Consider the following 24,038-nt stretch of genomic DNA (forward strand, 5'->3'; position numbering starts at 1 on the left):
ACGAGAGGCCGCCGATGCGTGACGACGTGATCTTCTGGGCGCTCGCCGTCCTCGCGGTCGCCGCCGGGATCATGGTGTTCCGCTTCGACTCGATGGCGCGGGCGACATACGCCCTGCTGATGTCGTTGCTCTGCGTCGGCGGCGAGGTTCTGCTGCTCGGTCTCGACTACCTCGGCGTGGTGATCATCCTGATGATGACCATCGAGATGGCCATCATGGCCGTGTTCATGGTGATGTACATGATGAACCCGGCCGGTCTCCTGCCCATGTCGATGGTGCACAACAAGAAGGGCGCGGCCTGGATCAGCGCGGCGGTCTTCGTGGTGCTCGCCGTCGGCGTGCTCCTCGCGCCCTGGCCCGCCCGGAAGGGAAGAGCGCCGGACGATCCCACGACGGCGCTCGGTCTGTCGCTGATGGGATCGCAGATGCTCACCATGATGACCCTGGGGCTGGCCCTGTTCGCCACCATCGTCGCCACGGTGGCTCTCGCCACCCGCCGCGGACGCTACGACCGGTTCGGCGACGACCTGCGAGCCGGAGCTGGAGCCCGGACCCGTACCGCCGGAGACCCGGCGCGGGGAGGCGGCGGCCGATGAGTCTCGAACTTTTCCTCCTGCTCGCCGCCGCGCTGTTCAGCACCGGGCTGTTCGGCGCCCTGACCCAGCAGTCGGTCGTCATGCTGATGATGGGGCTCGAACTGATGGTGGGCGGAATCATCGTCGCCGCCGCGGCCGTCTGGCACTACATCACGCCCGCCGCCGCCGACGGCCAGGTGCTGGTCGTCCTCGCGGTCACGGTGATGGCCGTGGAGATGGCCATCGGCTTCGCCGTGGTCACCGCGCTGTTCCGGGCCCGCGAGGTCGACATGACCGACATGGCGGCGGAGCTGAGGGAGTGAGCGTCCTGCTGTGGGCGCTGCTCGCGCTGCCGCTGACCGCGGGAACCCTGCTCGCGGTCATGGGCCGCGCCGCCGACCGGGCCGCACCCGTGGCCGCGGTCGCCACCGCCCTCGTCACCCTGGGCCTCGCCATCGCGGTCGCCCTCGGCCGTCCGGCGGCCGGGGCCCCGCTGCTCGACGGGCTGCCCGTGCGGCTCGCGGTGGACGGGCTCTCCGGGCTGATGGCCGTGACGGTGGCGGCGATCACCACCGCCGTCCTGGTCCTCAGCGTCGGCGACATCCGCCCCGGGGAGGCGCGCGCCCGCTTCTTCGGGCTCATGCTCCTGTTCAGCGGCGCCATGCTGACCACCGTGACGGCGGCGACGCTCCCCGTACTGCTGATGGCCTGGGAGATGATGGGCGCCACCTCCTGGGCACTCATCGGTTTCTGGTGGCGCGACCCCGAGCGCGGCCGGGCGGCGAACACCGCCTTCCTCACCACCCGCGCGGCGGACCTCGGGCTGTATCTCGCCGCCGGGGCCGCTCTCGCGGCCGGTGGGGCCGGCACGCTCGCCCTCGCGGATCTTCCGCGCGCCACCGGGCCCTGGCTCGCGGTCATCACCGCGGGGGTCATCGCCGCCGCACTCGGCAAATCGGCCCAACTCCCCTTCAGCTTCTGGCTCTCGCACGCCATGCAGGGGCCGAGTCCGGTCTCCGCCCTGCTGCACTCCGCGACCATGGTGGTGGCGGGCGCGTATCTGCTGATCCGCCTGGAACCGCTGCTTGCCGCGTCCGGCTGGGGAGGGACTGCGGTGGCCTGGGCGGGCGCGGTCACCGCCGTGCTGCTCGGTCTGGTCGCGGTCGGGCAGAGCGACCTCAAGCAGCTGCTGGCCGCGTCCAGTTGCGCGCAGATCGGCTTCATGGTGCTGGCCGCTGGCGTCGGTTCGGCCACCGGCGCGACCATACAGCTGATGGCCCACGCGGCGGCCAAGAGCCTCGCGTTCCTGGTGACGGGCTGCTGGCTGGCCGCCCTGGGGGCCAGAACACTCCCCGCCCTGCGCGGTGCGGCGCGCCGGAACCGTACGGCCGGAGTCACCTTCACCGTCGCGGCCCTCACGCTCGCCGGAGTCCCGCCGCTGTCGTTGTGGGCGGCGAAGGATGTCGTCCTCGCCGCGGTGCTGCACGAGAACGCCACGCTGTATGTGGCCGCACTGGCGGGGGCCGTCGTGTCGGCGGTGTACGCGGTGAAGGCGCTCTGGTTCGTCTGGCAGCCCACCGACACGGCCGAGGTGACCCTTCCACGGGTGTCCCGGCCGCCGCTGGTGGCCCTCGCCGTCGCGTGCGCCGGACTGACCGTGCTCGGCTTCCCGCCGGGGCGCGAGGCCCTCGGCCGCGTACTGGGAGTCCCCGCCGAACCGGCCCCGGTGGCCGGGGGGTTCGTACTCTCCGGCGCGCTCGCCCTGGTCACCTCCGTCGTCGTGTGGGTGGGCGGCCCGCGTTCCCCCGGACGCCGGTGGGCGGCCGACTGGCTGGGTCTGGAGGCCGCCGCCCGCCTCCTCCTCGTACGGCCGGTGATACGGCTCGCCCGCGCCCTGGCCGCGTTCGACGACCGCGTACTGGACCGCGCCGTCGAGGGCGGCGCACGTGGCGTCCTGCGGCTCGCGCGCTGGACCGACCGCCGGGCCGAAGGGCGTGTGGACGGCGCCGTCGAGGGCGTCGCCGCCGGCGCGCGCGCACTCGGCCGCTGGGCCCGCATGCCGCAGACCGGTCAGCTGCATCAGTACCTCGCCCAGGCTGTGGTCGCCTTCACCGTCCTCGCCGTCGTACTCGTCCTCATGAGGTGACCGCCGTGCTCACGGCCATCGTCCTGCTCCCGACCGCCGTCGCGGCTCTGCTGCTCTGCGCCCCGCGCAGCGCCCCGCGCGGCCTGTTCCCCGCCGCGTGGGTGGCGACCGCCACGGCGGAACTGGCCCTGACCATCGCCGTGTGGTGGGGGTACGGGGCCGGCGACGGGATGCGGTACGAGACCCGGGCCCGCTGGATCCCCAGCGCCGGGGTCGGCTACCACGTGGGCGTCGACGGGCTGTCCCTGCCGCTGGTCGCGATGGCCTGTGTGCTGTTCCTGGCCTGCGCGCTGTACGCGTGGCGCGAGCGACGACGCGTCCGCGAGTTCGCCGCGCTCTTCCTGTTCCTCCAGACGACCTGTCTGGGGCTGTTCGTCGCCCTCGACCTGATCCTCTTCTTCGTCTTCTTCGATCTGTCGATCGTGGCGATGTACTTCGTCATCGCGGGGTGGGGACACCGTGCCGCGGTCCGTGCCGCGCTGAAGTTCTTCCTCTACACCTTCATCGGCTCGCTGGCCCTGCTCCTGGGATTCATCGGCCTGTATCTGGCCGCCTCCCCGCACACCTTCGACATCGTCGATCTGACCCGCGAGAACCCGCTCGCCGGACGGTCCCTGTACGGAGCTCTCGTCCTGCTCGCGATCGGCGTCGGCCTGGCGGTCAAGACACCGACCGTCCCCTTCCACACCTGGCTGCCTCCGGCGCACACCGAGGCACCGGCGGCGGGGTCGGCGATCCTCGCCGGGGTCCTGCTGAAGATGGGCACGTACGGATTCCTGCGTATCGCCCTGCCGATCCTCCCCGGCGCCTGGCGGGAGTACGCCACGGTCTTCGTCGTGGTCGGTGTGGTCTCCGTGCTGTACGGGGCGCTGGTCGCGCTCGCCCAGAGCGACTTCAAGCGGATGATCGCGTACACCTCGGTCAATCACATGGGCTACATCATCCTGGCGATCGGCGCGGCGGCGTCCGTCGCCACGGGAGCGGAGGCGCGCCAACTCGCCGTCACCGGCGCCGTGTTCCAGATGGTCAGCCACGGCCTGCTGACGGGAGCGCTGTTCCTGCTCGCCGGGGTGCTGTACGAACGCGGGCGCACGTACGACATGGCGGCGTACTCGGGCGTCGCCGGACGGGCGCCGGTCTTCGCGGCGCTGACCGGCGTCGCCGCGTTCGCCTCGCTGGGGCTGCCCGGGTTCTCCGGCTTCATCGCCGAATTCCAGATCCTCACCGGGAGTCTCGGCCCGCGGCCGGTGGCGACCGGGCTCGCCGTGCTCGGGATCCTGATCACCGCGGGCCTGTTCCTGCGCGCCCTGCAACAGGTCTTCCTCGGCACGCTCCGGCTGCCGGCCGTCGCACCGGGCGCGGCGGAACCGTTCCCCGACCTCCGGCCCCACGAGAGCGCCGCCGTCGTTCCTCTGCTCGGCCTGGGCGTGATCCTCGGGCTCGCACCGCGCTTCGTGCTGGACGTCATCGAGCCGGCCTCCCGAGAAGTGCTGGAGCTGCTCGCGCGATGACGGCGATGAACGCGAACCCGCTCCCTCTGCTTCCCGAGGTACTGCTCGCCGCGTCCGCCGTCCTCGGACTGCTGCTGGGCGCCTGGCTGCCGAGGCGCCGGCAGTGGCTGACCGGAGCACTGGCGCTCGCGGCGTGCGGCGCGGGCATCGTGGCGTCCGCCGTGGCCGCCGCCGGGCCGACGACCACCGCGTTCGGCGCCTCCTTCGCGGTCGACCCGGTCACGAACACCAGCCGGATCGTCATCCTCGGCGGCACTCTGCTGGTCCTGGCCCTCGCCGTCGGCCCGCTCCACGCGAACCGCCGGGAGAGCGAGTTCTACGTGCTGCTGCAACTCTCGGCGCTGGGGGCGCTGATGCTCGCCGGAACCCAGGACCTGCTGCTGCTCGCGGCGGGCTATCTGTTGGCCGGCGTCCCCGCGTACGCCCTGGCCGGGTTCCGCAAGGACGGGCCGGGGACCGAGGCGGCACTGAAGTACTACGTCGTCGGAGCCCTCCTCGGTGTGTTGATGCTCGGCGGGATCACGCTGCTGCTCGCCGCCGGAGGCGGCACGTCGTATCCCGTCCTGCGGACCGGACTGCCCGAGACGTCCGTGGGGCTGGTGGCCGCCGGTGTGGTGGCGCTGCTGGCCGGGGTGCTGTTCAAAGCGGGCGGTGTACCGGCGCACTTCTGGGTTCCGGACGCCGTACAGGGCAGCTCGGCGCCCGTGGCGGCGTTCCTCACGACCGTGCCCAAGATCGGTGCGCTGGCCGCGTTCTACCGCCTCGCGGCCGTACCCCTCGCGGACACCTCCGTTCCGTGGTCCGAACTGGTGGCGGTCGTGTCCGTCGCGTCGATGACCGTGGGAAATCTGGCCGCCTTCTTCCAGCGGGACGTCAAGCGACTGCTCGCGTACTCGACCATCAGCCAGGTCGGCTACCTCCTGCTCCCCGTCGCCGTCGCGGGACGTACGGACATCGACCAGCGAGCCCTGCTGTACTACCTGGCGGCGTACGCGCTGACGAACCTCGGGGCGTTCGCCGTCGTCTGCGCGCGGCCGGAGGCGAGCGCCATCGAGGACTACCGGGGCCTGATACGGGAACGGCCCGCGCTGACCGGCGCGTTGATCGTCTGTCTGCTCGGCCTGGTGGGAACGCCGCCCACCGCCGTCTTCCTCGGCAAACTGGAGGCGTTCAGCGCGGCGTTCGACGGCGGCTACGCCTGGCTGGCGGTCGTCGCCGCGGTCAACACCGTGGCCTCGCTCTTCTACTATCTGCGCTGGATCGCCGCGGCCGTCTCGGGCCCCGCCGCGACGACGCCTCGCGCGTGGTCGCGGACGGCCGGCGGCCTCGCCTGCGCGATCGCCGCCGCCTCGGTGGTACTCGGTCTGCTCGGCGGGCCCGTTCTCGGGATCCTGGACGGCCGTCCGGCGCCCTGAACGGGCCGCGCGTGCCGGTGGCCCGGATCACCGGGCCATCGGCGGGTCAGGTCCAGTGGACGTACTGGGGTGATCCCGACAACGCGGCGAGCGTGCGCGCCGGCCGCCGCCGGGCAGGCGGGACTTTGAAGACACGCCCCAGGGAGGCCACATCCGCCAACGACGTTCGCAGATCCGCCAGTTGAGCGGCGTGGTCCAGGTGCGGGGCCCTGGGGGTGCCGCAGCAGCAGCCGCGGCAGACGGTCACTGTGGGACGGGCAGCCCCCGGCGGGGTGGCGGCCTCCCGACCGCGGCGGCTCATCGGTCCTCCCCGGCTGGTGCGGCGGCGCGGCGCCAGGCCGCGTCGCGGAGCAGGCGCAGGCCGTTGAGGCCCACGATGACGGTCGAGCCCTCGTGTCCGAGGACGCCGAGCGGCAGGGGCAGATGGCCGACGAGGTCCCAGATCACCAGGCCGGAGATGAACACCCCGGCGATGATCAGATTCTGCACCACCAGACGACGGGCCGCGCGGGAGAGCGCGACGACGGTCGGCACGGTGGCGAGTTCATCGCGGACGATGACCGCGTCGGCTGTCTCCAGAGCGAGGTCGGAGCCGGCCCGGCCCATGGCGAGCCCGGTGTGGGCGGCCGCCAGCGCGGGGGCGTCGTTGACACCGTCGCCGACCACCAGCACCCTGCGGCCGGCCGCCTCCCACTCCCGTACGGCGGTGACCTTGTCCTGCGGGAGCAGTCCGGCGCGGACATCGGTGATACCGGCCTCCGCGGCGAGGCGGGCGGCGGCTCGCGGATTGTCACCGGTCAGCAGGGTGGGGGCGGTGCCGGTCAGGGTGGTGAGGGCGGCGACGGTGGCGGCGGCGCCGGGGCGCAGCCGGTCCGCGATGCCCAGCACCCCGACGGGGACACCGTCGTACTGGACGAGGACCGCGGTGCGGCCACCGTCCTCCAACTCGCCCACGACCATGACCACGGCCGGGTCGGCGGTGTCCGCGAGGAGACGCGCGGGCGCGCCGACGGCGACCGTACGGCCGTCGACGACGGCGGTGACCCCGACGCCGGGGGAGGAGGAGAAGTCCCGTACGTCCGGGAGGGCAAGGCCCCGTTCACGGGCGGCGGCGACGATCGCGCGGGCGAGCGGGTGCTCGCTGGGATGCTCGGCCGCCGCCGCCAGGCTCAGCAGTCCGTCCTCGGTCGGCCCGGTCGGCCCGGTCGGCCCGGTCGGCCCGTTCGGCCATGCCGGAGCGGTCGGAGCGGTCGGAGCGGTCGGTCCGGCACCGGTCAGCGGACGGATGTCGGTGACACGCGGGGTGCCTTCGGTGAGCGTGCCCGTCTTGTCCAGGGCGACGGCGTCGATCTGGCCGAGCCGTTCCATGACCACGGCGGACTTGACCAGTACGCCATGGCGTCCCGCGTTGGCGATGGCGGACAGCAGCGGCGGCATCGTGGCCAGCACCACGGCGCACGGAGACGCCACGATCATGAAGGTCATCGCCCGCAGGAGCGAATCGGTCAGGTTCGCGCCGAAGGCCAGGGGAACGCCGAAGACCGCGAGGGTGGCGAGGACGATACCGACCGAGTACCGCTGCTCGACCTTCTCGATGAACAGCTGGGTCGGCGCCTTGGTCTCGGAGGCTTCCTCGACCATCGTCACGATTCGGGCGATCACCGAGTCGGACGCGTCGCGCTCGACCTTCACCCGCAGCGAGCCGGTGCCGTTGAGGGTCCCGGCGAACACCTCGTCCCCGGACTCCTTGAGTACGGGCAGGGGCTCCCCGGTGATGGTCGCCTGGTCGACCTCGCCGGCGCCGTCCAGTACGCGGCCGTCGGCGCCGACCCGCTCGCCGGGTCGGATCAGGATGGTGTCGCCGACCATGAGGTCCTCAGTGGCGACGGTCTCCTCCCCGCCGTCGTCCAGCAGTCGGGTCGCGGTCGTGGGCGCGAGGTCGAGCAGGCCGCGCACGGAATCCGCGGTACGGGCGGTGGCCAGGGCCTCCAGCGCGCCGGACGTGGCGAAGATGACGATCAGCAGCGCGCCGTCCATCACCTGCCCGATCGAGGCCGCGCCGATCGCCGCGACGATCATCAGCAGATCGACATCGAGGGTCTTCTCCCGCAGCGCTCGGAGCCCCGCCCAGGCGGGCTCCCAGCCGCCGGTCACATAGGCGAGCGCGTAGAGCGGTCCCCAGGTCCATGGCGGGGCGCCGGTCAGTTGCAGGGGCAGGGCGATCAGGAAGAGGGCCAGCGCCGCGGCCGCCCAGCGGGCCTCGGGCAGTGCGAACACGCGTGTACGACGCCGGGGGGCGACGGTTCCTCGCGGGGCTGTCACCCGGGCCGGGCGATCGTTGAGGGCGAAAGACATGCGAGTGGGTTCCTTCACGGCGGACGGCACCGAGCGACCCGTCCACCATACAGGAATGAATGAACACCTCTTCATTTATTGTTGCGGATCGGAACCGCGAAGTCCCGCCCACCAGCGGCGGGCGGGACTTCCCTGTACGGCCTAGGCCGTGTCTGACACATCCCGCCTGGCCTCCGGGCGGACGGCGCTATTTATCAGACACGCCCTAGAAACCGGTGCCGAGGCCCTCGACCACGTAGGCACACTCCGTGTACGTGTAGCCCGGCTCGATCTTGGTCGTGTCCGTACCGGTCGAGGCGGATCCGCCCGTGGACTTGTGCAGGAAGTAGGTGGTGCCCGCGGGCAGGCTGATCGTCTTGCTGGGGTAGTTCTCGCCGCCCTGACAGGCGCTGACCGACGCGGCCACGGAGCTCTGGTACCTCTTGCACCCGCCGCAGGCCTTGAGCTTGACGCTGCCGGTGACCGGACCCGTGTAGAGGATCTCGACCGCTTCGGGGCTGTCGTTGCTGATGGTGACGGTGATGCCGCCGCCGGAGGCCAGCGTGGGCAGACGCTTACCCGCGGCGGGCTCGTCCTGGGCTATCTCCGCGGCTATGGCGATCTTCTGCGCGCGCGTCCGGTTCTTGTCGTTCTTGTACGTGCCGACGAACTCGTCCATCGTGTCCTGCGCCTCGTCGAACTTGCCGTCCCTGTACTGGTCCACGCCGCACGCGTACGTACCGGCCTGGACATGCCCCCTCGCCCTCGCCGCGTCCTTGTCCAGGGCGGCGGACAGGCCCGCCGCGTCGCCCGGCAGGGCCTTGGCCTGGTCGGCGAGGATGCGCATCGTCTCGTTGGCCGCGCACGGTTCGCCGCCCTTCAGGTCCTTCGCGGTCTTGTCGATCGCGGAGCCGACGGCCGGTTCGACCCGCGCGGCCTGCGCGGAACGGGGGAAGGTGGTCAGCAGCTCGTCGAGGTGACCACCGGTCTCCGCGCCTCCCGTGGCGCTGCCGAGACCGGGCAGCCCGCACTCGTAGAGCGAGGTGGCGAGCCGGTCGTCGGGCCAGCTGACCAACGAGCCGAGAACCTTCTCGCCGATGGTGTCCGGCACCGACCGCAGATGGTTCAGCGGTGCGATCGCCTCGCAGTACTTCCGCTCGTCGTACGGAGCGCCGACCGTTCTGTAGTACGTGTTCAGCCGGTCGGGAACGCGCTTGGCGGCCCGGGAATCCGCGTGGTCCTCACGGAGGTCGCGGTAGACGGCCAGCGCCGTGGTGTAGTCCGTCTCGGCCGTCTCGAACGGCTTGCTCCTGGCGGTCCGCACGAGCTGATCGGCCTGGCCGAGGCGGTCGAGGAGCATCTGCTGTGTGGCCTCCTCGCGCGCCCCCTCGTAGAGGACGACTCCTCCGACCGGTGCGGCGAGGAGTACGAGACCGAGCAGCACGGCGACGGGCGACCGCGGCGGCCAGACCAGCGGGGTGCGCAGCCCGCGGGCCGCGCCGTGAGCGGCCGCGAGGGCCAGGAGGACGACGTAGGCGGTGAGTACACCACCGGAGACACCGTCCGGCTCCGCGGGCAGGGCGATCACCAGCAGGACACCGGTCACGATCACGCACACCGCCGTCGCGAGCCGGCGGCGCATCAGGGCGTAACCGAGCCCAAGGCCGGTGAGGTTGAGCAGGGCCACCGCGACGGCCCGCGCCGGGTCCGCGGGCCCGGGAGGCGGAGGCGGTGCGGCCGGCGGCTGGGCGGGCGGCGGGGGCACCACGAACCCTCCGGCTCCGCCGAACCCCCCGGTCCCGCTGCCGGGCTCCCCGAACCCCCCGGTCCCATTTCCGGGCCCGCCGAACCCTCCGGCCCCGGTGTTCCGTCTGTCCCCGTCCGGCTCATCCCAAGACATCGTGCCCCCCAATCCGTCGGACGCGACAAAGCGCCCGTTACCGAATTCTAGGGCCAACCGCCTTGCCACACACGTCGGTTGGGGCGCCGTCGACCGATCGCCGGGACCAGGGAGCGGGTCCGCGGAAGACGCCGACCCCGCCCGGCGGTTCAGCTACGGCCTTCGGCTCATCCTCAGCGGTATCCACCACGGACTCGCCCGGCCCCGCACCGGCCGGCTGTCGACGACCTCGTCATGACGAGGTCGTCCCGCTCCACCGTACGCACCTACTGTGTACGGAGTTCCTGCGTACAGCATTTCACCCCGCCGCCGGCTTTCCGGAATTCCGAGAGATCCACCGGGACCGGACGGTATCCGCGGTCCGCCACTGCCGCGATGAGACCGGCGGCGTCCCGGGCGATGACCACATGGTGTCCGTCCGACACGGAATTGAGCCCGAAGCACTTGGCGTCCTGCGCTGTCGCGATCAGCGCGTCGGGAAAGAGGGTTTTCAGCACGCGCTGACTTCCCGGCGAGAACGCGCCCGGATAGTAGGCGACATTGTCGTCGTCGAGCGCGAACAACGCCGTATCCAGATGGTAGAAGAGCGGGTCGACAAGGCGCAGGCTGACCGTGGGTACACCGAAGAACTCCTGGGCCTGCTGGTGCGCCTGCGGCAGCGTACGGAATCCCGTCCCGGCGAGGAGAAGCCCTCCCACCGGTGTGAAGTCGCCCTCTCCCTCGCAGATATGGACAGGGGTGCCCACCTCGAAGCCGGCGCTCTCGAACCACGCCCGGTAGTGACCGGATTCCGGCCGCCGCTCCGGTGCGAGAAAGTGCGCCCCGAACGCCCTGCCGCCGAGCACCAGAGCGGAGTTGGCGGCGAACACCATGTCCGGCAGACCGGCGACGGGTGTCATCGTCTCCACGTCATGCCCCAGATCCCGGTATACCGAGACGAGGGATTCCCATTGCCGCAGAGCCAGCGCGGAATCCACCGGCTCCGCCGATGTCATCCAGGGGTTGATGGCATAGCGGACCTCGAAATAATCTGGCGGGCACACCAGATAACGGCGCTTCCTCGCTGTCCGTCGCTCCCTCATGAACGGCCCTTTCGTGGAACCGGCGAGATGAGCACCAGAATATGGAGGCCCGGGACACGCGAACAAGAGAGGAATGTTGCGCGGGACCGCAACTCTGTTGCGTGTGAAGGCGTGAGAGCGGCTACTCGTTAATCCGTGAGAAGCGTCCCGAGCCCGCCTCGGGGCTGCTCGGGAGCAGATGGGACAGCACCACGAAGCTGTGCGTCTCCTTCACGAACGATTCCGCGCGGATCCGTTCGAGGACGTCCTCGAAGTGCTCGACGTCGAGCGCCCTGATGTGGAGGATCGCGTCGGCGCGACCGGTCACGGTGACGGCCGACTGGATCTCGGGGTGGTTCCGTACGACCTCCGCAAGCCGCTTCGGGGGCGCGGCCCCCTCGCAGAACACCTCGACATACGCCTCGGTGTGCCAGCCCAGCGCCGACGGTGTGACCACCGTGGTGAAGCCGGTGATCACCTCGTCCTGCCGCAGCCGGTCCACCCGGCGCTTCACCGCGGGCGCCGACAGCCCGATGGACAGACCGATCTCCTTGAAACTCGCCCTGGCGTCGGCGATCAGCGCTGTGAGGATCTTGCGATCGAGGTCATCCAGAACAGTTCCGTGACGGCGCATCAGGAATCCCCTCCACTCGGGCACACGCGCTGTCGCGCGGCCGTTGCGACGATCTTCGTGCATCACTACGACGGCGTCAGCGGTGAACTCGCCCGGGGCGGACCTCACCGTACGATCCGGGTCGCTTCGCGCCGTGTGGGCCCATTCGTGCGGCGGAGGGCGGCGGCCGTTCAGCTCCCTGCCATCGGACGGACACGGCGGATCAGCACAGTGCAGCGGACACGGACATCCAGAACATGGAGTGCGCATGAGTACGGCGGACAGCAACAAGAATCTGGACAGACGGGCGCTGCTTCAGGCCGCGCTCGTCGTACCGGCCGCGGGCGCCGCGGCGACGGCGCTCGGTACCGTACCGGCGCGGGCGGCGACAGCGACGGCGGCGGCCACGGCCGGGGGCGGTGGAGACCGGTTCGACGCCGACAGCCCCCGGTTCGCGCTGGCGGTCCTTCCGGACACCCAGTATCTCTTCGATGCCGACAGCTCCGACCCGGCGCCACTGCGCGAGACGTTCCGCTACCTCGTCTCGGAGCGTGACGAAGCGAATATCGCGTTTATGACGCACCTCGGTGATGTCACGGAGCACGGCACCGAGGAAGAGATCGAACTCGCCGCCGACACCTTCCGTACCCTGCACGGCAAGGTGCCCTACAGCGTCCTCGCGGGCAATCACGACATCAACGGGTCGATGGACGACCAGCGTGGCGACAGCGCGTACCTCAAGGCCTTCGGGCCGAAGCGCTACTCGTCCATGCCGACCTTCGGGGGTGCCTCGCCCGATGGCTACAACACCTACCACGTGATGCGCGCGGCGGGCCGCGAGTGGCTGGTCCTCGCCCTGGACTGGCGGGTGTCGGACGCGGGACTGCGCTGGGCGCAGGGCGTGCTCGACAAGCACCCGTCACTGCCCGCCGTGCTGACCACCCACGACCTCGCGTGGTCGGACGACGACGGTCAGGCCCAGCTGTCGGACAACGGCAAGCGGCTGTGGGACGGCATCGTCCGCGGCAACGACCAGATCTTCCTGGCCCTGGGCGGTCACTACTGGCCTCCGGGCCGCACCGTACTGACCAACGACGCCGGTCATGACGTACACGTCCAGATCACCAACTACCAGGACCGCTACTACGGCGGCGCCGGGATGATCCGGCTGTACGGCTTCGATCTGGCCCGCGGAGTCATCGACGTCGAGACGTTCTCACCGTGGTTCCTCGCCCGTGATCCGGAGAAGCGGACACCCCTGGAGGCCGAGACCATCGAACTGACCGGCCCGGTCGACCGGTTCAGCCTGGACATCGACTTCACCGAACGGTTCGCGGGCTTCGCCCCCGCCACACCGCCCGCCCCGCGGCCCGCCTCCGCGGTGATGCCGCGCGGCACCGTCGCGTACTGGCGGTTCGACTCCTCCGGCCTACCGGACGGCGGCCAGGCGGGCAAGCCCGTGACGGACGGCAGGGTCGCCCGTGACCTGACCGGCAACGGCAACGATCTGACGGTACGTCGGCTCCACACGAGCGGCGCCGACGCGCTGACCTGGTCGGCCGAGCACCATCTCGGCCAGCCCGCCCACGCGAGCCTGCGCTTCGACGGAGGCAAGGCCCCGGACCGCGGCGCGGTCCTCACCACCGCGGCGGGCGCCCCTCTCAACAGCGCCATCTTCACCTCGGGTTACACCATCGAGACCTTCATCAAGCTGCCCGAGCCGTTCGCCGGCGATCACGCCTGGATGGGGATCCTGAGCTGGGAAGGGCGCAACGGCGACGCGGGCAAGACGACCGGCTGGTCGCCCGACGAGCCGACGTGCAGCCTCAATCTCTCCCCGGAGCGATTCCTCCAGTTCGTCGTCTACCCGCAGCGCCAGGACGCCGACCCCACCTCCTGGAGCCACGCCGTCCCGGTGGGCCGCTGGATGCATATCGCCCTCGTCAACGACGCCCGCCGTACGGTGATGTACGTCGATGGCTCGAAGATCGCGCGCAACCCGACCCAGAAGTCGACCGGGATCGCCACGCTGGGCAAGCCCTTCGTCCTGGGCGCCACCCAGTTCGACGAGCAGTTCGGCCAGGGTTTCTACGGCTGGATCGGTGACACCCGCATCGTGAGCCGGGCGCTCGCGCCCAAGGACTTCCTGACCCCGTTCGCGTAACGCGGCGGGCCGGGTGGCGGCGGCGGGCTCACGTCCGTCGCCACCCGGCGGGCACGCTCGCTTCTCGCGGGACGGTCAGCGCCGGCAGTACGGCACCGGCGACTGGTTCTCGACGTAACGGGCCGCGACATAGCCGGGCCGTGCGTCCCCGAGCAGGTACCAGAGGTTGTTGCCGTCCACGTTCTCGCCCCTGACCTTGCAGAAGAGCGGGATGACCGTACCGGGCCGCAGGCCGCCCAGATAGGCGGAGCGGGAGGTCGGCTCCTCGCGGATGCTCAGGGTGATCCGCGAGACGACCTTGCCCCGAGGCTCTCCCACGGGCACCTTCGCCGACCGCGTGGCCGGGGGGCCGGCCGAGCCGTCCGCCGCGGAAGAGACGGCGGGAGATCCGGCGGCGCCGGCGGGTGTGGCGGCCAGTGGCCCGGAGCCGGCGATCACGAGTACGGCGAGAGCCGAGGCGACGCGGCGCCCCGTGCGCATTCTGTACACGGTGTTCTCTTTCCCTTATGGGATGTGGCCTCTTCCTTATGGCACGCGGGACGGGACGACCGCCAGACCGGAGGGGATTCCTCACCCGAACGGGGCGACGTACCCGCTGTGTTCGGTGGCGCGGTCGACAACGGCCGCCGTCCGCAACCCTGGTGGAACACCGGACCGGTCAGCTGTTGACCAGATCGATGTACCGGTCCCAGTCCCAGAGCCGGCCCGGATCGGTGTGCGTGGCGCCGGGGACCTCGCTGTGGGCGATGATGTGTTCGCGTGTCCTGGGGATGCCGTATGTGGCACAGATGGCGGCGGTCAGCGCCGCGGACGACGCGTACATCGCGTCCGTGAAGTACTCCGGCCTGTCCACCCAGCCCTCGTGCTCGATGCCGATGGTGCGGGTGTTGTAGTTCCAGTTGCCCGCGTGCCAGGCCACATCCTTCTCGCGCACGAACTGCCCGATATAGCCGTCGGCCGAGGCGACCATGTAGTGCGCGGAGACCTTCTTGGCCGGGTCCTGGAAGATCTTCATCGCGTCGGGGAAGGTCTCTTGCGTCACATGGATGACGACGAAGTCGACCTGATATGTCGTCGGACGGCTGGACACCGTGTAGTTGGAGCTGCTGGCCGGGATCCAGTGGGTGGGCGGATAGGCGGCGGAGGCCCGCGGTCCGGTGACGGCGGCGCTCCGTTCGTCGGGGGCACGCCCTTCGCCGGCGGCCTGGGCGGTGGACGCGGAGACCGTGGCGAGTCCCAGCGCGGCGGCGCCGAGACCGGCACCGGAGCGGAGTAAGGCGCGGCGGGACGGCGTGGGGGCGTGGGCTTCCATGGTGCCTCCGAGATCCATTGCCAGGAAGGGGTGACGCGCGTAGTGCGGTTCCATGCTGAAGCTTCCGCATGTCCATGCCAATAACCGCCGGGCAAAGAAAGAAAACGGCTCTCGGTCTGGACCTCTGGCATACGCGACGCGCTCCGGGGGGCGGTTCGGCGCACCGTCCCCGGCCCTCATGCTGTCGGCCGCCCGGAGCCGCGTACAGGGCGCCATGTGTCTGGTGTGACGCGGGTGTAATACTCTCCCCATGGTTTCGCGAGTTACGCGTGTGGGCGATGGGGTGGCCGGTGCGACGGTCTCGATCAGACGGGCGATCGCGCGGGACGCCCGGCGGCTCACCCGGCTCGTCCGGGTCTCCCGCGCCTACGAAGGGCCGTACGCCCCGATGATCGCGGGGTACCGGGTCGGCCCCGACTACGTCGAGACCCATCGGGTTTTTCTGGCCGTGGCGACCGGACGGCCGGAGGGCAACGCGGACGCTGTACGTACCGACGAGCGGCTGCTCGGCTTCTACGCGCTCGTTCTCGATCCGCCGGAGCTCGATCTGATGTTCGTCGCGGACGCGGCTCAGGGGCTCGGTGTCGGCCGCCGGCTCGTCGAGCACATGACGGACGAGGCGCGTGGCGCCGGACTCGATGCCGTCCGGGTCGTCTCCCATCCGCCCGCCGAGGGTTTCTACCGCAGCGTGGGCGCCCGTCGCACCGGCACCGTGGCCGCGAACCCACCGGCCGTGATGTGGGACCGGCCGGAACTGGTGATCCCGGTTCCGGCCGTCGTGAATCGTGCGGGGAGTGGCGGAGCGCTGCTCTCGTAGCGGAGAAGTGCTTCCGCGGCAGGGCGCCGCTTCTGCGGCGGTGCGCCGCTCTCGTGACGGTGCGCCGCTCTCGTCGGCGAGCGCTGCCCGCGACCGACCGGGGGCCGCGCATTCGGCACGGCCCCGGTCGCCAAGGCCCCCCGGGCCCCGGTGCTACTGGTCGAGCAGCTTGTTCATCCTGGTGATCTCGGCGCTCTGGGACGTGATGATGGCGCCGGCCATGTCCTTGGCACTCCGGTCGGCCCCGTCCGACTTCTCGGTCCTGGCCATCTCGACCGCGCCTTCGTGATGCTTGACCATCAGCTTCAGGAACGCGGTGTCGAACGCCGGGCCCGACGCCTTCTCCAACGTGGACATGTCGCCCTCGGCCATCATCCCGGGCATCGAGTGCCCCGAGTGATCCATGCTTCCCTGCGTGGGCACCTGCGCGTCCCAGGACGTGAGCCAGCCGGACAGGGTCTTGATCTCCGGTGCCTGGGCCTTCTTGATCTCGGCGGCGAGCTTCTTCACCTCCGCCGACGAGGCCCGGGTGGCGGCGAGGTCGGCCATCTCCACCGCCTGCTGGTGATGCGGGATCATGCTCTGCGCGAAGGACACGTCCGCGGCGTTGTGCGCCGAGCCCGCTGCCGGGGCTGGGGCCGAAGCCGAGGAGGACGCGGACGTCGAGGCGGTGGAGGACGGGCTTCCGTTGTCCCCGCCGCAGGCGGCGAGGGTGAGCGCGGCGGCGGTCACGGCCGCGGCGATGGCGGCCGTACGGGCCGCGTGACGGTACGAGGTCATGGTGGAACGACTCCTGTGCGTGAGGGGGAGATGAGGGCATACCGAACGCGGCCACCGGCCCGGCGAACCGATCGACTCGGCAGCGGGGACGGCCGCGGGAGCGGCGCCTATATACGCAGGAGTTGGAGTTCGCTCAATGAGGGAGGATCCCGGTCGCCCGTCGCCGTCCCGGGAGCCTGTCGTAGCGCGGCGGGCACGTCGAGCGGGCCGGAGGGCAGAGCGGAGGCGAGCGAGGTCGGCAGCGCGGGGCCGGCACCGACACCGGCGGCGGCGCAGGTGGCATCCGCGTGGTCCAGATGCCCGCCGCCTCCGTGATTCTGATGTACGCAGTCCCCGTCCACCGCGCCGGCGGGCATGGCATGAGCGGGGGGCGCGGGTACGGAGGACGACTGCGGGCCCATGGCGGACGCCGAAGCCGGCGAGGCCGGAGCGGACGCGGCATGAGCCTTCGCCATGGGAACGGGCGACAGCCCGTGCATCGCCAGCAGACCTGTCATCACCGCGGTCACCAGCAGCAGAAGAAGGACCCGTGGCCCAGTGGGCCGGGTCCTGCCGCGTGATGACCATCGCTTCATACGATCATCGTAAACAACGTAGGGCGCCAAGCTGACGCGGCCCGGCCGTCGGGGAGGGATCTCTTCTCCCGGACCGGACCGCTCGCCACCGGACCCGCCCGCGTCCACGATGGCCATGGCCCACCGGCCCGGCCTCGCCCGGCCCGGTCCCGGCCCGGCCCCGGCTCTCTCATCGGGGTCGGGCGTTCCTCTTCTCCCTGGACAGCAGCCACAGCAGATAGAGACCGCCGAGGGCCCCGGTGACGAGCCCCACCGGGATCTGGAAGGGGGACAGCAGCCTTTGGGCCAGCAGATCGGCGGTGGCGAGGATCAGCGCGCCCGTGAGCATGGCCGAGCCGATCGGGGCCCCCGGGGCCCGGGTGATTCTGCGGGCCAGTTGAGGGGCCGCCAGCGCCAGGAAGCCGATCGGGCCCGCGACGGTGATGGCCGCGCCCGCCAGGGCGACCCCCAGCAGCAGGCCGAGTGCCCGGACGCGGGCGACGTTCACCCCGAGGGCGCCTGCCGTGTCGTCCCCCATCTCCATGAGCCGCAGCGGCCGTCCCACGGCCAGGGTCGCCGCGGCGAGTACGGGCAGCGCGAGCGCCAGCGGGGCGACCTGCGGCCAGGAGACGGCGTTGAGGCTGCCGAACGTCCAGGCCTTGGCGTTCTCCGCGGACTCCAGATCGGCGCGGGTGATGAGGAAGTCGTTGACCGACGCCAGCATCGCGCCGACGGCGATACCGGCGAGCACCAGCCGGTTGCCCGAGACACCGCGCGACGCGGTGAACGCGTACACGGCCACCGCCGTCACCAGCCCGCCGAGCACCGAACCCGCGCCGACGCCGAGTCCGGCCGTGCCTCCGCCGGCCAGGATGACGACGAGCGCGCCGCTGGTGGAGCCGGTGGTGAACCCGATGACGTCCGGGCTGCCGAGGGGGTTGCGCGACAGGCTCTGGAACAGCGCCCCGGAAAGCCCGAGGGCCGCACCCACGAGCAGTGCGGCGCAGACGCGCGGCAGCCGCTGCCCGACGATGATGAACCGGTCCGTCCCCGATCCGCCGCCGGCGAGTATGTCGAGGATCCGGCCCGTGTCGATCCGGTACGTACCCGTGAACACGCCGAGCGCCCATACCACCGCGCATCCCAGCAGCAGAACGGCCGTCACGGTGGCGCTCCGGCGTGAGTAGCGCAGGGTGAGTTCTCCGGGAAGCCGCAGTACGCGTGTCGGCGCGGCAGGATGGTACGGAGTGTTCACGCCGCGACCTCCTTGCGCCTGACGACGAGCCAGAGCAGCGCGGGGGCCCCGATGAACGCGGTGACGATGCCGGCCTCGATCTCGCCCGGCGGGGCGATCACCCGTCCGGCGATATCACTGACGAGCAGCAGGATGGCGCCGCCGGGCAGCGCGAGGACGAGCAGCGGACGCAGGTCCGGGCCGAGGACCAGCCGCAGCACATGCGGAACGACCAGACCCACGAACCCGATCGGCCCCGCGGCGGCGGTCGCCGCGCCGCAGAGCAGCATGATCGAGAGGAAACCGGCGGCGCGCACCCAGGGGACTCTGAGGCCGAGAGCCGCCCCGGTCTCGTCACCCAGCGCGAGCGCGTTCAGGGACGGACCGAGCGCGAGCGCGATCAGTGTGCCGGTCACGACGAAGGGGACCGCCGCGGTGAGCGCTTCCGTACCCCGGTTCTCCAGCGACCCCACCACCCAGAAGCGGTAGGAGTCGAACGCCGTGGTGTTGAACATGGTGAGGATGCCCGTACAGGCGCCGAGACTCGCCGACAGCGCCGCCCCCGCCAGGACGAGCCGGGTGTGGTGGTGGCCGCGGGTGGCGCCCGAGGTGAGTGTGTGGACGACCAGCGCGGCCAGGACCGCTCCGGCGAAGGCGAACCAGATGTATCCGGAGACGCCGGTGACATGGAACGCGGCGATGGCGATCACGACCGCGAAGGAGGCGCCCGCGTTGACGCCGACGATCCCCGGCTCGGCGAGCGGGTTACGGGTGATGGCCTGCATGACGACCCCGGCCAGGGCCAGCGCGGCACCGACGACGACCGCGAGGGCGGTACGGGGCATCCTCAACTGCCGCACGATGATGGCCTCCGGGCTTCCGTCGTCGTGGAGCAGCACACGCCCCACGGTCCCCAGGGGGATGCCCCGCGCGCCGACGCCCAGGCTGATCAGTACGAGCAGGACGACGAGGGCGAGAGCGACGACCAGGGCGGCGAGGTGCTTTCCGCGCCGACGCCCGCCGGTCCGTGACCGCGCGCCCGGCGGGTTGACGGTTCGCTGCCCGCCGGTTCGCCGCCCGTCGTCGACCGGGGCCACCGGCTCCGCCTCCACGGGCATCGCTACCGCGGACTCCTCTTCTCCGGGACCCTCTTCTCCGGGACCCTCTTCTCCGGGACCCCCTTGTCCGGGACCCGCGCCTCCGGATATGTGATCCATCGCATGATCGTCGTACCTACTCATCCACACTTAGGGAAGCCTAAGCTAATGCCTCGTGTACCGCTTCCGTGATCTCCCTCTCATCCGTCTCGTCAGTGGCGTCGCCATAGCCGGCGCGCTGCTGCTCAGCGGCTGTTCCACCAACTCGACGGACTCGTCGGGCGACGGCGCGGCGTCCGCCCCGCGGGCCACACCGGCCGCGTCGACCCACACGGCGCCCCGCTCCGTGCCCAAGGGCATGGGAAGCGGAAAACCGGACGGGCGATTCCCGCGCACCGTCAGCCACTTCGAAGGCAAGACCACCCTTGAGGCCGCACCGAAGAAGGTCGTGGTGATCTCCACCGGGCAGGCCGACGCGCTGCTCACGCTCGGCACGGTGCCGGCGGGTTCGACACGCGGGGACGGGGCGGATCTCGTCCCCCAGTACTTGAAGGACGACTTCCCGAAGGACGCAGCCCAGCTGGCGAAGGTCGTGGACGTGGGCTCGCGGGTCGACCCGAACCTGGAGACCATCGCGAACATCGAGCCGGATCTGATCCTGATGAACATCGCGGGCAAGAACGCGAAGACCCTCTACACCGCGCTGACCGAGCTGGCGCCCACCATCGCCACCCAGGGCACGGGGCTGTACTGGAAGCAGGACTTCCTGCTCGTCGCCGACGGGCTCGGAAAGACCAAGCAGGCGCAGACGTACCTCGACGACTTCCACGCCGACGCCGAAAAGCTCGGCAAGCGCCTCGACAAGCCGGTGACCGTGTCCTTCCTGCGGCTGAACGGCGACCGGCTGCGGGTCTTCGGCGTGCCCTCGTTCACCGGGAGCGTCGCCGAGGACGCCGGGCTCGGCCGTCCCAAGAGCCAGCAGTTCGACAAGACCTCGCAGAACATCAGCAACGAGCAGCTGGACCAGGTCGACGCGGACTGGCTGTTCTACGGGGTCCAGGGCGCCGCGTCCAAGGCGTCGGAGCTGACGAAGGCGCCGCTCTGGCCGACGCTGTCCGCCGTCGCGGGCAAGACGGCGATCCCGGTCGACGACGACGTCTTCTATCTCAACACCGGGCCCGCGGCGGCCCGCGATGTCCTCGCGGTGCTCGACAAGCACCTGGCTCCGGCCGCCTGAGCGCCGTCGTCCAGGCCGATCCGTCCCGTCCGAAGCCCTGCCCGCCGGCTCACGTCGGCGGACAGGGCTCCTCACGTTCGCGGCTCACCGGTCCTGGGCCCGGATGGAGCGGGTCGTCAGCCCACGAAGATCTCGGTCACGGACCAGATGGCGAGGCCGAGCATGCAGAGACCGCCGATGCGCTGGACGGTCTTGAGGGGGACACGGGTGGCGATGAACCGGCCCGCGAGCAGAGCCAGCGCGGATACGGACATGAGCGCGGCGGCCGAACCGATGGCGGTGGACCATGTGCCGTTGCTGGCCGCGAGGTTGGCGGTGGTGATCTGGGTGAGATCGCCCCACTCGCTGATGAAGACGGCCATGAAGGCGGTGGAGTAGACGGGCCAGAAGCCCGTGACCGTCTTCGGTTCGCCGTCCTCGTCCCCGTCGTCGCCTCCGCCGCGCAGCAGCATGAAGGCGCCGAACGCGAAGAGCGAGGCGGAGACGAGCTTGACGATCCAGCCGGGCAGGAGCCCGATCAGACTGCCCGCGCCGACGGCGATGGCGACATGCACGAGGAACGCCGTTGAGGTGCCGAACCATACATAGAGCGGGCGCATGCGCGTGCCCATGGCCAGGGACGCGAACATGGTCTTGTCGGGGAGCTCCGCTAGGAAGATCAGCCCGAAGGCGGTGAAGATCGCCAGGGGGTCGAGATGCATTCCGGGTGGCTTTCTCTGAGGGCCGGGCCCGGATCTTCGCGAAGCCCCGTACGGAGCCAGGAGGACACTCGGCCCGGCACGACGGCGGCGCCCGCACGTCGCGGGCACCGTCAATGCCTGACCGAAGGTCTCGCCCGCCCACCGGATCAGTGGGCCCGGCCACCGGGAACCCGAGGGTTCCAGTGTGTCGACGACCGGTTCGCGGGGCTACTCCCCTTCGCAGCGGTCAGAGTACCTCACCCGACCGGCGGATCCCGGACCGGTATGCCCGTCGGACCCGTTTCGGGGCGGCCCGGCGCTGCCCTTACGTGTGAATGGTCCGGGGCCGTGTACTCCGGACGGCTCTGTCCGGTGGCCCGCTTTCGGCGCCTGTCGTGTAGTGGGAGCTGCGGCCGCGATCGGGCGGGCGCTGAGCTGCCCCTGGGGCGGCCCTGAGCTGAGGAGACTTGAATGAGGATCAACACCAGGACAGCCACTGCGGTGGCCACGGCCGCACTCTGTGCCGGGGTGGTCGCCGGGTGCTCCGACAGCGGGAGCGGCTCGGCGTCCAAGGAGGAGCCGGCGGACTTCGTGGCCGCCTCTCCCACCACGTCTCCGCCTTCGACCATGACGGGCTCCCCGTCGGTGAACCCGTCCCTGGAAGTGGGCAAGGTATCCGTCGCGACCGGGTCCTTCGGAAAGATCCTGGTCAACGGCAAAGGCCACACGCTCTACCTCTTCGAGGCGGACAAGGCGAAGAAGTCCACGTGCAGCGGGGACTGCCTCGTGGACTGGCCGCCCGCGCTCGTCACGGGCACGCCGCAGGCGGGTACCGGTGTCAAGGCGAACCTGCTGACCACCACCACCCGCGACGACGGAACCAAGCAGGCCATGTACAACGGCCACCCGCTCTACACGTTCAGGGAAGACACGAAGCCCGGCGACACCAAGGGCCAGGACCTGACCGAGTTCGGCGCCAAGTGGTTCGTGGTCAGCCCTGACGGCAAGGCCATCACCACCCCGCCGCAGAGCGCGAGCCCCACCTCGACCAGCAGCCCGACCACGACCGCCAGCCCGAGCGCGAGCTGACGCCCGGTCCCGCGCGCCCCGTTCACCGGCCCGAACGCTCGGAGAGGCCATGCCACTCACGCACGGTACGCATCGGGCACACCGTGCCGCCGGGCACCCTCGACCCCGGGAAGCCGGCCGCCGTCAAGGCGTCCGCCCAGGCCGGAACGCATCCGTACAGCCGCACGACCGACCCCTTCACCAAGGGCACCCGCACGGTCCGCTGAACCTTCGCCGTTGTGTCCTCGCGCCGTTGTGTCCCCGCGCCCGCCGGAATCCTCGCCGTGGCGCGAGACATGACGGCGTGTGTGCGTATGGCCCGCCCCCGCCGGCCACGCGGACGTGGTGGGCGGGGGCGTATGTGTGCGGCCGGACACCGGCGGGGTCAGCGGCCGGAGCCGCGCCTGCCGCCCATGCCCGTGTCGGTCTGATCGGTGTCGTACTCGATCTGCTCCTTGCGGACCTCGGCGGAGACCTCCTTCTGCTCGGTCACCTTCTCCGTCTCCATGCGCACGCGCTCGACCGGGACGGACTCCTTGCGGATGACCGGCTGTTCGGCGTGCAGGGTCACTTCGGTCTGGGCCTCCCCGATACGGGAGCCGCGGACGCCGGTCCGGTCCTCGGGCGCGATCGCCTCGTGGACGACCCGGATCTCCTCATGGCTGAGCGGTACGGAGGTGGTCACGTTCTCGGTCACCACGACCTTGCGCAGCCGGGCGTGGCCCACTTCGTGTTCCTCGGTGCTGACGTACAGCCGCTCCTCGGACCGGATCAGTTCCTCGCCGTGCCCTTCCTTGCCCTCGTCGGGCATCGAGCCGCGCACCCCGGCCATGGGCCGTCCAGTGCCGCCGGTGGAGGCGGTGCCGGCTCCCTTCCGCCCCGTGCCGGAGGCGGCGCCCGTGGCAGTGCCGGAGGTCGTGCCCGTACCCGCGGCGGTGTCCGAGGCCATGCCCAGACCCGCGCCCGTGGCGGTCAGACCGTAGTGCTTGTAGAGCTGCTTCTCCTGACTGGGGTCCAGATGCTCGTCGGCGTCCAGCCGCGGAGCGTCCTTGACGGTCTCCTTCGCGTACGGGACGTGGATGTCCTCACCCGCGCGGCGGGCGCCGGACAGCGGGACGAGGCTTTCCTTCATGCCGAACAGACCGGTCTTCACGGTGACCCACTCCGGGCGGCCCGAGCGGTCACCCACATAGACCTGGCCGACGTTTCCGATCTTGTCGCCGTCCTTGTCGTATATGGCCAAACCGTTGAGCCTGCTGGGGTTGTCGAACACGCCATCGGCTGACATCAGCGATCACTCCTCGCGTGGGGGAAGCGCGTCTGCGGGATCAGGCCCCTCACGGTCAGGCGCGCACGTGTCCATCGCGCATCCGTCCGGGACCCGGGGCAACCGGGGCGGCGTGCCGGCACCGCCGTGACCCGGCCCCGGGTGCCTGTCGGACCAGCGCTCACGGTGGTCGGTGCCGTGACGGGGCCATCCGGGACCATCCGCCATTCGGGTGAATCCGATACGGGGCCGACCGGCCCCGGGCGCCCCGCC

At 71.0% G+C, this 24,038-nt stretch carries 23 protein-coding genes; 10 read left to right on the forward strand and 13 right to left on the reverse strand.

All coding sequences use genetic code 11. The features are described 5' to 3' along the window. The first annotated feature begins 14 nt into the window (after window positions 1-14). From ACIRQP_RS19310 to ACIRQP_RS19330, 5 genes are read left to right on the forward strand one after another with little or no spacing between them, the layout of a single operon-like run. Window positions 15-596: an NADH-quinone oxidoreductase subunit J gene (locus ACIRQP_RS19310; protein WP_403891262.1), complete on the forward strand. Its 582-nt coding sequence runs from the start codon at window positions 15-17 to the stop codon at window positions 594-596. Next, window positions 593-898, forward strand: coding sequence for an NADH-quinone oxidoreductase subunit NuoK (locus tag ACIRQP_RS19315; protein WP_403891264.1), 306 nt, complete (start codon window positions 593-595; stop codon window positions 896-898). Before ACIRQP_RS19310 ends, ACIRQP_RS19315 begins: the two co-directional genes overlap by 4 nt. Then, window positions 895-2,721: an NADH-quinone oxidoreductase subunit L gene (locus tag ACIRQP_RS19320; RefSeq protein ID WP_403891267.1), complete on the forward strand. Its 1,827-nt coding sequence runs from the start codon at window positions 895-897 to the stop codon at window positions 2,719-2,721. The genes ACIRQP_RS19315 and ACIRQP_RS19320 overlap by 4 nt, the downstream gene beginning before the upstream one ends. Window positions 2,722-2,726: 5 nt before the next feature. Next, window positions 2,727-4,232, forward strand: a complete 1,506-nt coding sequence (locus ACIRQP_RS19325) for a NuoM family protein (protein WP_403891270.1) — start codon at window positions 2,727-2,729, stop codon at window positions 4,230-4,232. Continuing rightward, window positions 4,229-5,647, forward strand: a complete 1,419-nt coding sequence (locus tag ACIRQP_RS19330; RefSeq protein WP_403891272.1) for an NADH-quinone oxidoreductase subunit N — start codon at window positions 4,229-4,231, stop codon at window positions 5,645-5,647. The genes ACIRQP_RS19325 and ACIRQP_RS19330 overlap by 4 nt, the downstream gene beginning before the upstream one ends. A 46-nt stretch (window positions 5,648-5,693) precedes the next feature. Here ACIRQP_RS19330 and ACIRQP_RS19335 read toward each other — a convergent pair whose 3' ends face one another. From ACIRQP_RS19335 to ACIRQP_RS19355, 5 genes are all read right to left on the reverse strand, one after another. After that, complete coding sequence (locus ACIRQP_RS19335; protein WP_403891275.1) at window positions 5,694-5,948, reverse strand: hypothetical protein; 255 nt, start codon at window positions 5,946-5,948, stop codon at window positions 5,694-5,696. After that, window positions 5,945-8,002, reverse strand: a complete 2,058-nt coding sequence (locus tag ACIRQP_RS19340; RefSeq protein WP_403891278.1) for a heavy metal translocating P-type ATPase — start codon at window positions 8,000-8,002, stop codon at window positions 5,945-5,947. Before ACIRQP_RS19340 ends, ACIRQP_RS19335 begins: the two co-directional genes overlap by 4 nt. 205 nt (window positions 8,003-8,207) lie before the next feature. Beyond that, window positions 8,208-9,749 carry a hypothetical protein gene (locus ACIRQP_RS19345; protein ID WP_403891281.1) on the reverse strand — a complete coding sequence of 514 codons (1,542 nt, stop codon included), beginning with the start codon at window positions 9,747-9,749 and terminating at the stop codon, window positions 8,208-8,210. A 398-nt stretch (window positions 9,750-10,147) separates the two neighbouring features. Then, a complete protein-coding gene (gene ddaH, locus ACIRQP_RS19350; RefSeq protein ID WP_403891284.1) occupies window positions 10,148-10,963 on the reverse strand; it encodes a dimethylargininase in 816 nt (271 codons plus the stop codon). A 121-nt stretch (window positions 10,964-11,084) separates the two neighbouring features. Further along, the gene (locus ACIRQP_RS19355) at window positions 11,085-11,576 is read right to left on the reverse strand and encodes an Lrp/AsnC family transcriptional regulator (protein ID WP_403891287.1); all 492 of its coding nucleotides are present in this window, start codon (window positions 11,574-11,576) and stop codon (window positions 11,085-11,087) included. Between the two features lie 247 nt (window positions 11,577-11,823). Between ACIRQP_RS19355 and ACIRQP_RS19360 the strand changes: the two genes are divergently transcribed. Next, window positions 11,824-13,719, forward strand: coding sequence for a LamG-like jellyroll fold domain-containing protein (locus ACIRQP_RS19360; RefSeq protein ID WP_403891290.1), 1,896 nt, complete (start codon window positions 11,824-11,826; stop codon window positions 13,717-13,719). A 75-nt stretch (window positions 13,720-13,794) separates the two neighbouring features. Here the strand turns inward: ACIRQP_RS19360 and ACIRQP_RS19365 are convergent, their stop codons facing one another. Both ACIRQP_RS19365 and ACIRQP_RS19370 read right to left on the reverse strand, forming a co-directional pair. Next, window positions 13,795-14,199: a hypothetical protein gene (locus ACIRQP_RS19365; RefSeq protein WP_403891292.1), complete on the reverse strand. Its 405-nt coding sequence runs from the start codon at window positions 14,197-14,199 to the stop codon at window positions 13,795-13,797. A gap of 178 nt (window positions 14,200-14,377) precedes the next feature. After that, window positions 14,378-15,031 (reverse strand): N-acetylmuramoyl-L-alanine amidase, encoded by a 654-nt coding sequence (locus tag ACIRQP_RS19370; RefSeq protein ID WP_403891603.1) that lies wholly within the window; start codon window positions 15,029-15,031, stop codon window positions 14,378-14,380. A 250-nt stretch (window positions 15,032-15,281) separates the two neighbouring features. Between ACIRQP_RS19370 and ACIRQP_RS19375 the strand changes: the two genes are divergently transcribed. Then, window positions 15,282-15,848 carry a GNAT family N-acetyltransferase gene (locus ACIRQP_RS19375; RefSeq protein ID WP_403891295.1) on the forward strand — a complete coding sequence of 189 codons (567 nt, stop codon included), beginning with the start codon at window positions 15,282-15,284 and terminating at the stop codon, window positions 15,846-15,848. A 153-nt stretch (window positions 15,849-16,001) separates the two neighbouring features. On the opposite strand, the gene ACIRQP_RS19380 is transcribed toward ACIRQP_RS19375, so the two are convergent. From ACIRQP_RS19380 to ACIRQP_RS19395, 4 genes are all read right to left on the reverse strand, one after another. Beyond that, complete coding sequence (locus ACIRQP_RS19380) at window positions 16,002-16,628, reverse strand: DUF305 domain-containing protein (RefSeq protein WP_403891298.1); 627 nt, start codon at window positions 16,626-16,628, stop codon at window positions 16,002-16,004. A 107-nt stretch (window positions 16,629-16,735) separates the two neighbouring features. Beyond that, a complete protein-coding gene (locus ACIRQP_RS19385; protein ID WP_403891301.1) occupies window positions 16,736-17,203 on the reverse strand; it encodes a DUF6153 family protein in 468 nt (155 codons plus the stop codon). 169 nt (window positions 17,204-17,372) lie between these two features. Next, on the reverse strand, window positions 17,373-18,437 hold the full coding sequence (locus tag ACIRQP_RS19390) for a FecCD family ABC transporter permease (RefSeq protein WP_403891304.1): 1,065 nt from the start codon (window positions 18,435-18,437) through the stop codon (window positions 17,373-17,375). Then, the gene (locus ACIRQP_RS19395; RefSeq protein WP_403891306.1) at window positions 18,434-19,534 is read right to left on the reverse strand and encodes a FecCD family ABC transporter permease; all 1,101 of its coding nucleotides are present in this window, start codon (window positions 19,532-19,534) and stop codon (window positions 18,434-18,436) included. The genes ACIRQP_RS19390 and ACIRQP_RS19395 overlap by 4 nt, the downstream gene beginning before the upstream one ends. Window positions 19,535-19,688: 154 nt before the next feature. Between ACIRQP_RS19395 and ACIRQP_RS19400 the strand changes: the two genes are divergently transcribed. Beyond that, window positions 19,689-20,750: an ABC transporter substrate-binding protein gene (locus tag ACIRQP_RS19400; RefSeq protein WP_403891309.1), complete on the forward strand. Its 1,062-nt coding sequence runs from the start codon at window positions 19,689-19,691 to the stop codon at window positions 20,748-20,750. A 116-nt stretch (window positions 20,751-20,866) separates the two neighbouring features. On the opposite strand, the gene ACIRQP_RS19405 is transcribed toward ACIRQP_RS19400, so the two are convergent. Further along, complete coding sequence (locus ACIRQP_RS19405; protein ID WP_403891312.1) at window positions 20,867-21,451, reverse strand: TMEM165/GDT1 family protein; 585 nt, start codon at window positions 21,449-21,451, stop codon at window positions 20,867-20,869. Between the two features lie 450 nt (window positions 21,452-21,901). Here ACIRQP_RS19405 and ACIRQP_RS19410 point away from each other — a divergent pair, with 450 nt between their 5' ends. Both ACIRQP_RS19410 and ACIRQP_RS19415 read left to right on the forward strand, forming a co-directional pair. Then, complete coding sequence (locus ACIRQP_RS19410) at window positions 21,902-22,519, forward strand: hypothetical protein (RefSeq protein ID WP_403891314.1); 618 nt, start codon at window positions 21,902-21,904, stop codon at window positions 22,517-22,519. Window positions 22,520-22,602: 83 nt separating this feature from the next. Continuing rightward, a complete protein-coding gene (locus ACIRQP_RS19415; RefSeq protein WP_403891316.1) occupies window positions 22,603-22,725 on the forward strand; it encodes a hypothetical protein in 123 nt (40 codons plus the stop codon). 158 nt (window positions 22,726-22,883) lie between these two features. On the opposite strand, the gene ACIRQP_RS19420 is transcribed toward ACIRQP_RS19415, so the two are convergent. Further along, complete coding sequence (locus ACIRQP_RS19420) at window positions 22,884-23,786, reverse strand: DUF2382 domain-containing protein (RefSeq protein WP_403891318.1); 903 nt, start codon at window positions 23,784-23,786, stop codon at window positions 22,884-22,886. Window positions 23,787-24,038: the final 252 nt, after the last annotated feature.

The sequence above is a fragment of the Streptomyces sp. NPDC102274 genome (assembly GCF_044766385.1).
Taxonomy (GTDB): domain Bacteria; phylum Actinomycetota; class Actinomycetes; order Streptomycetales; family Streptomycetaceae; genus Streptomyces.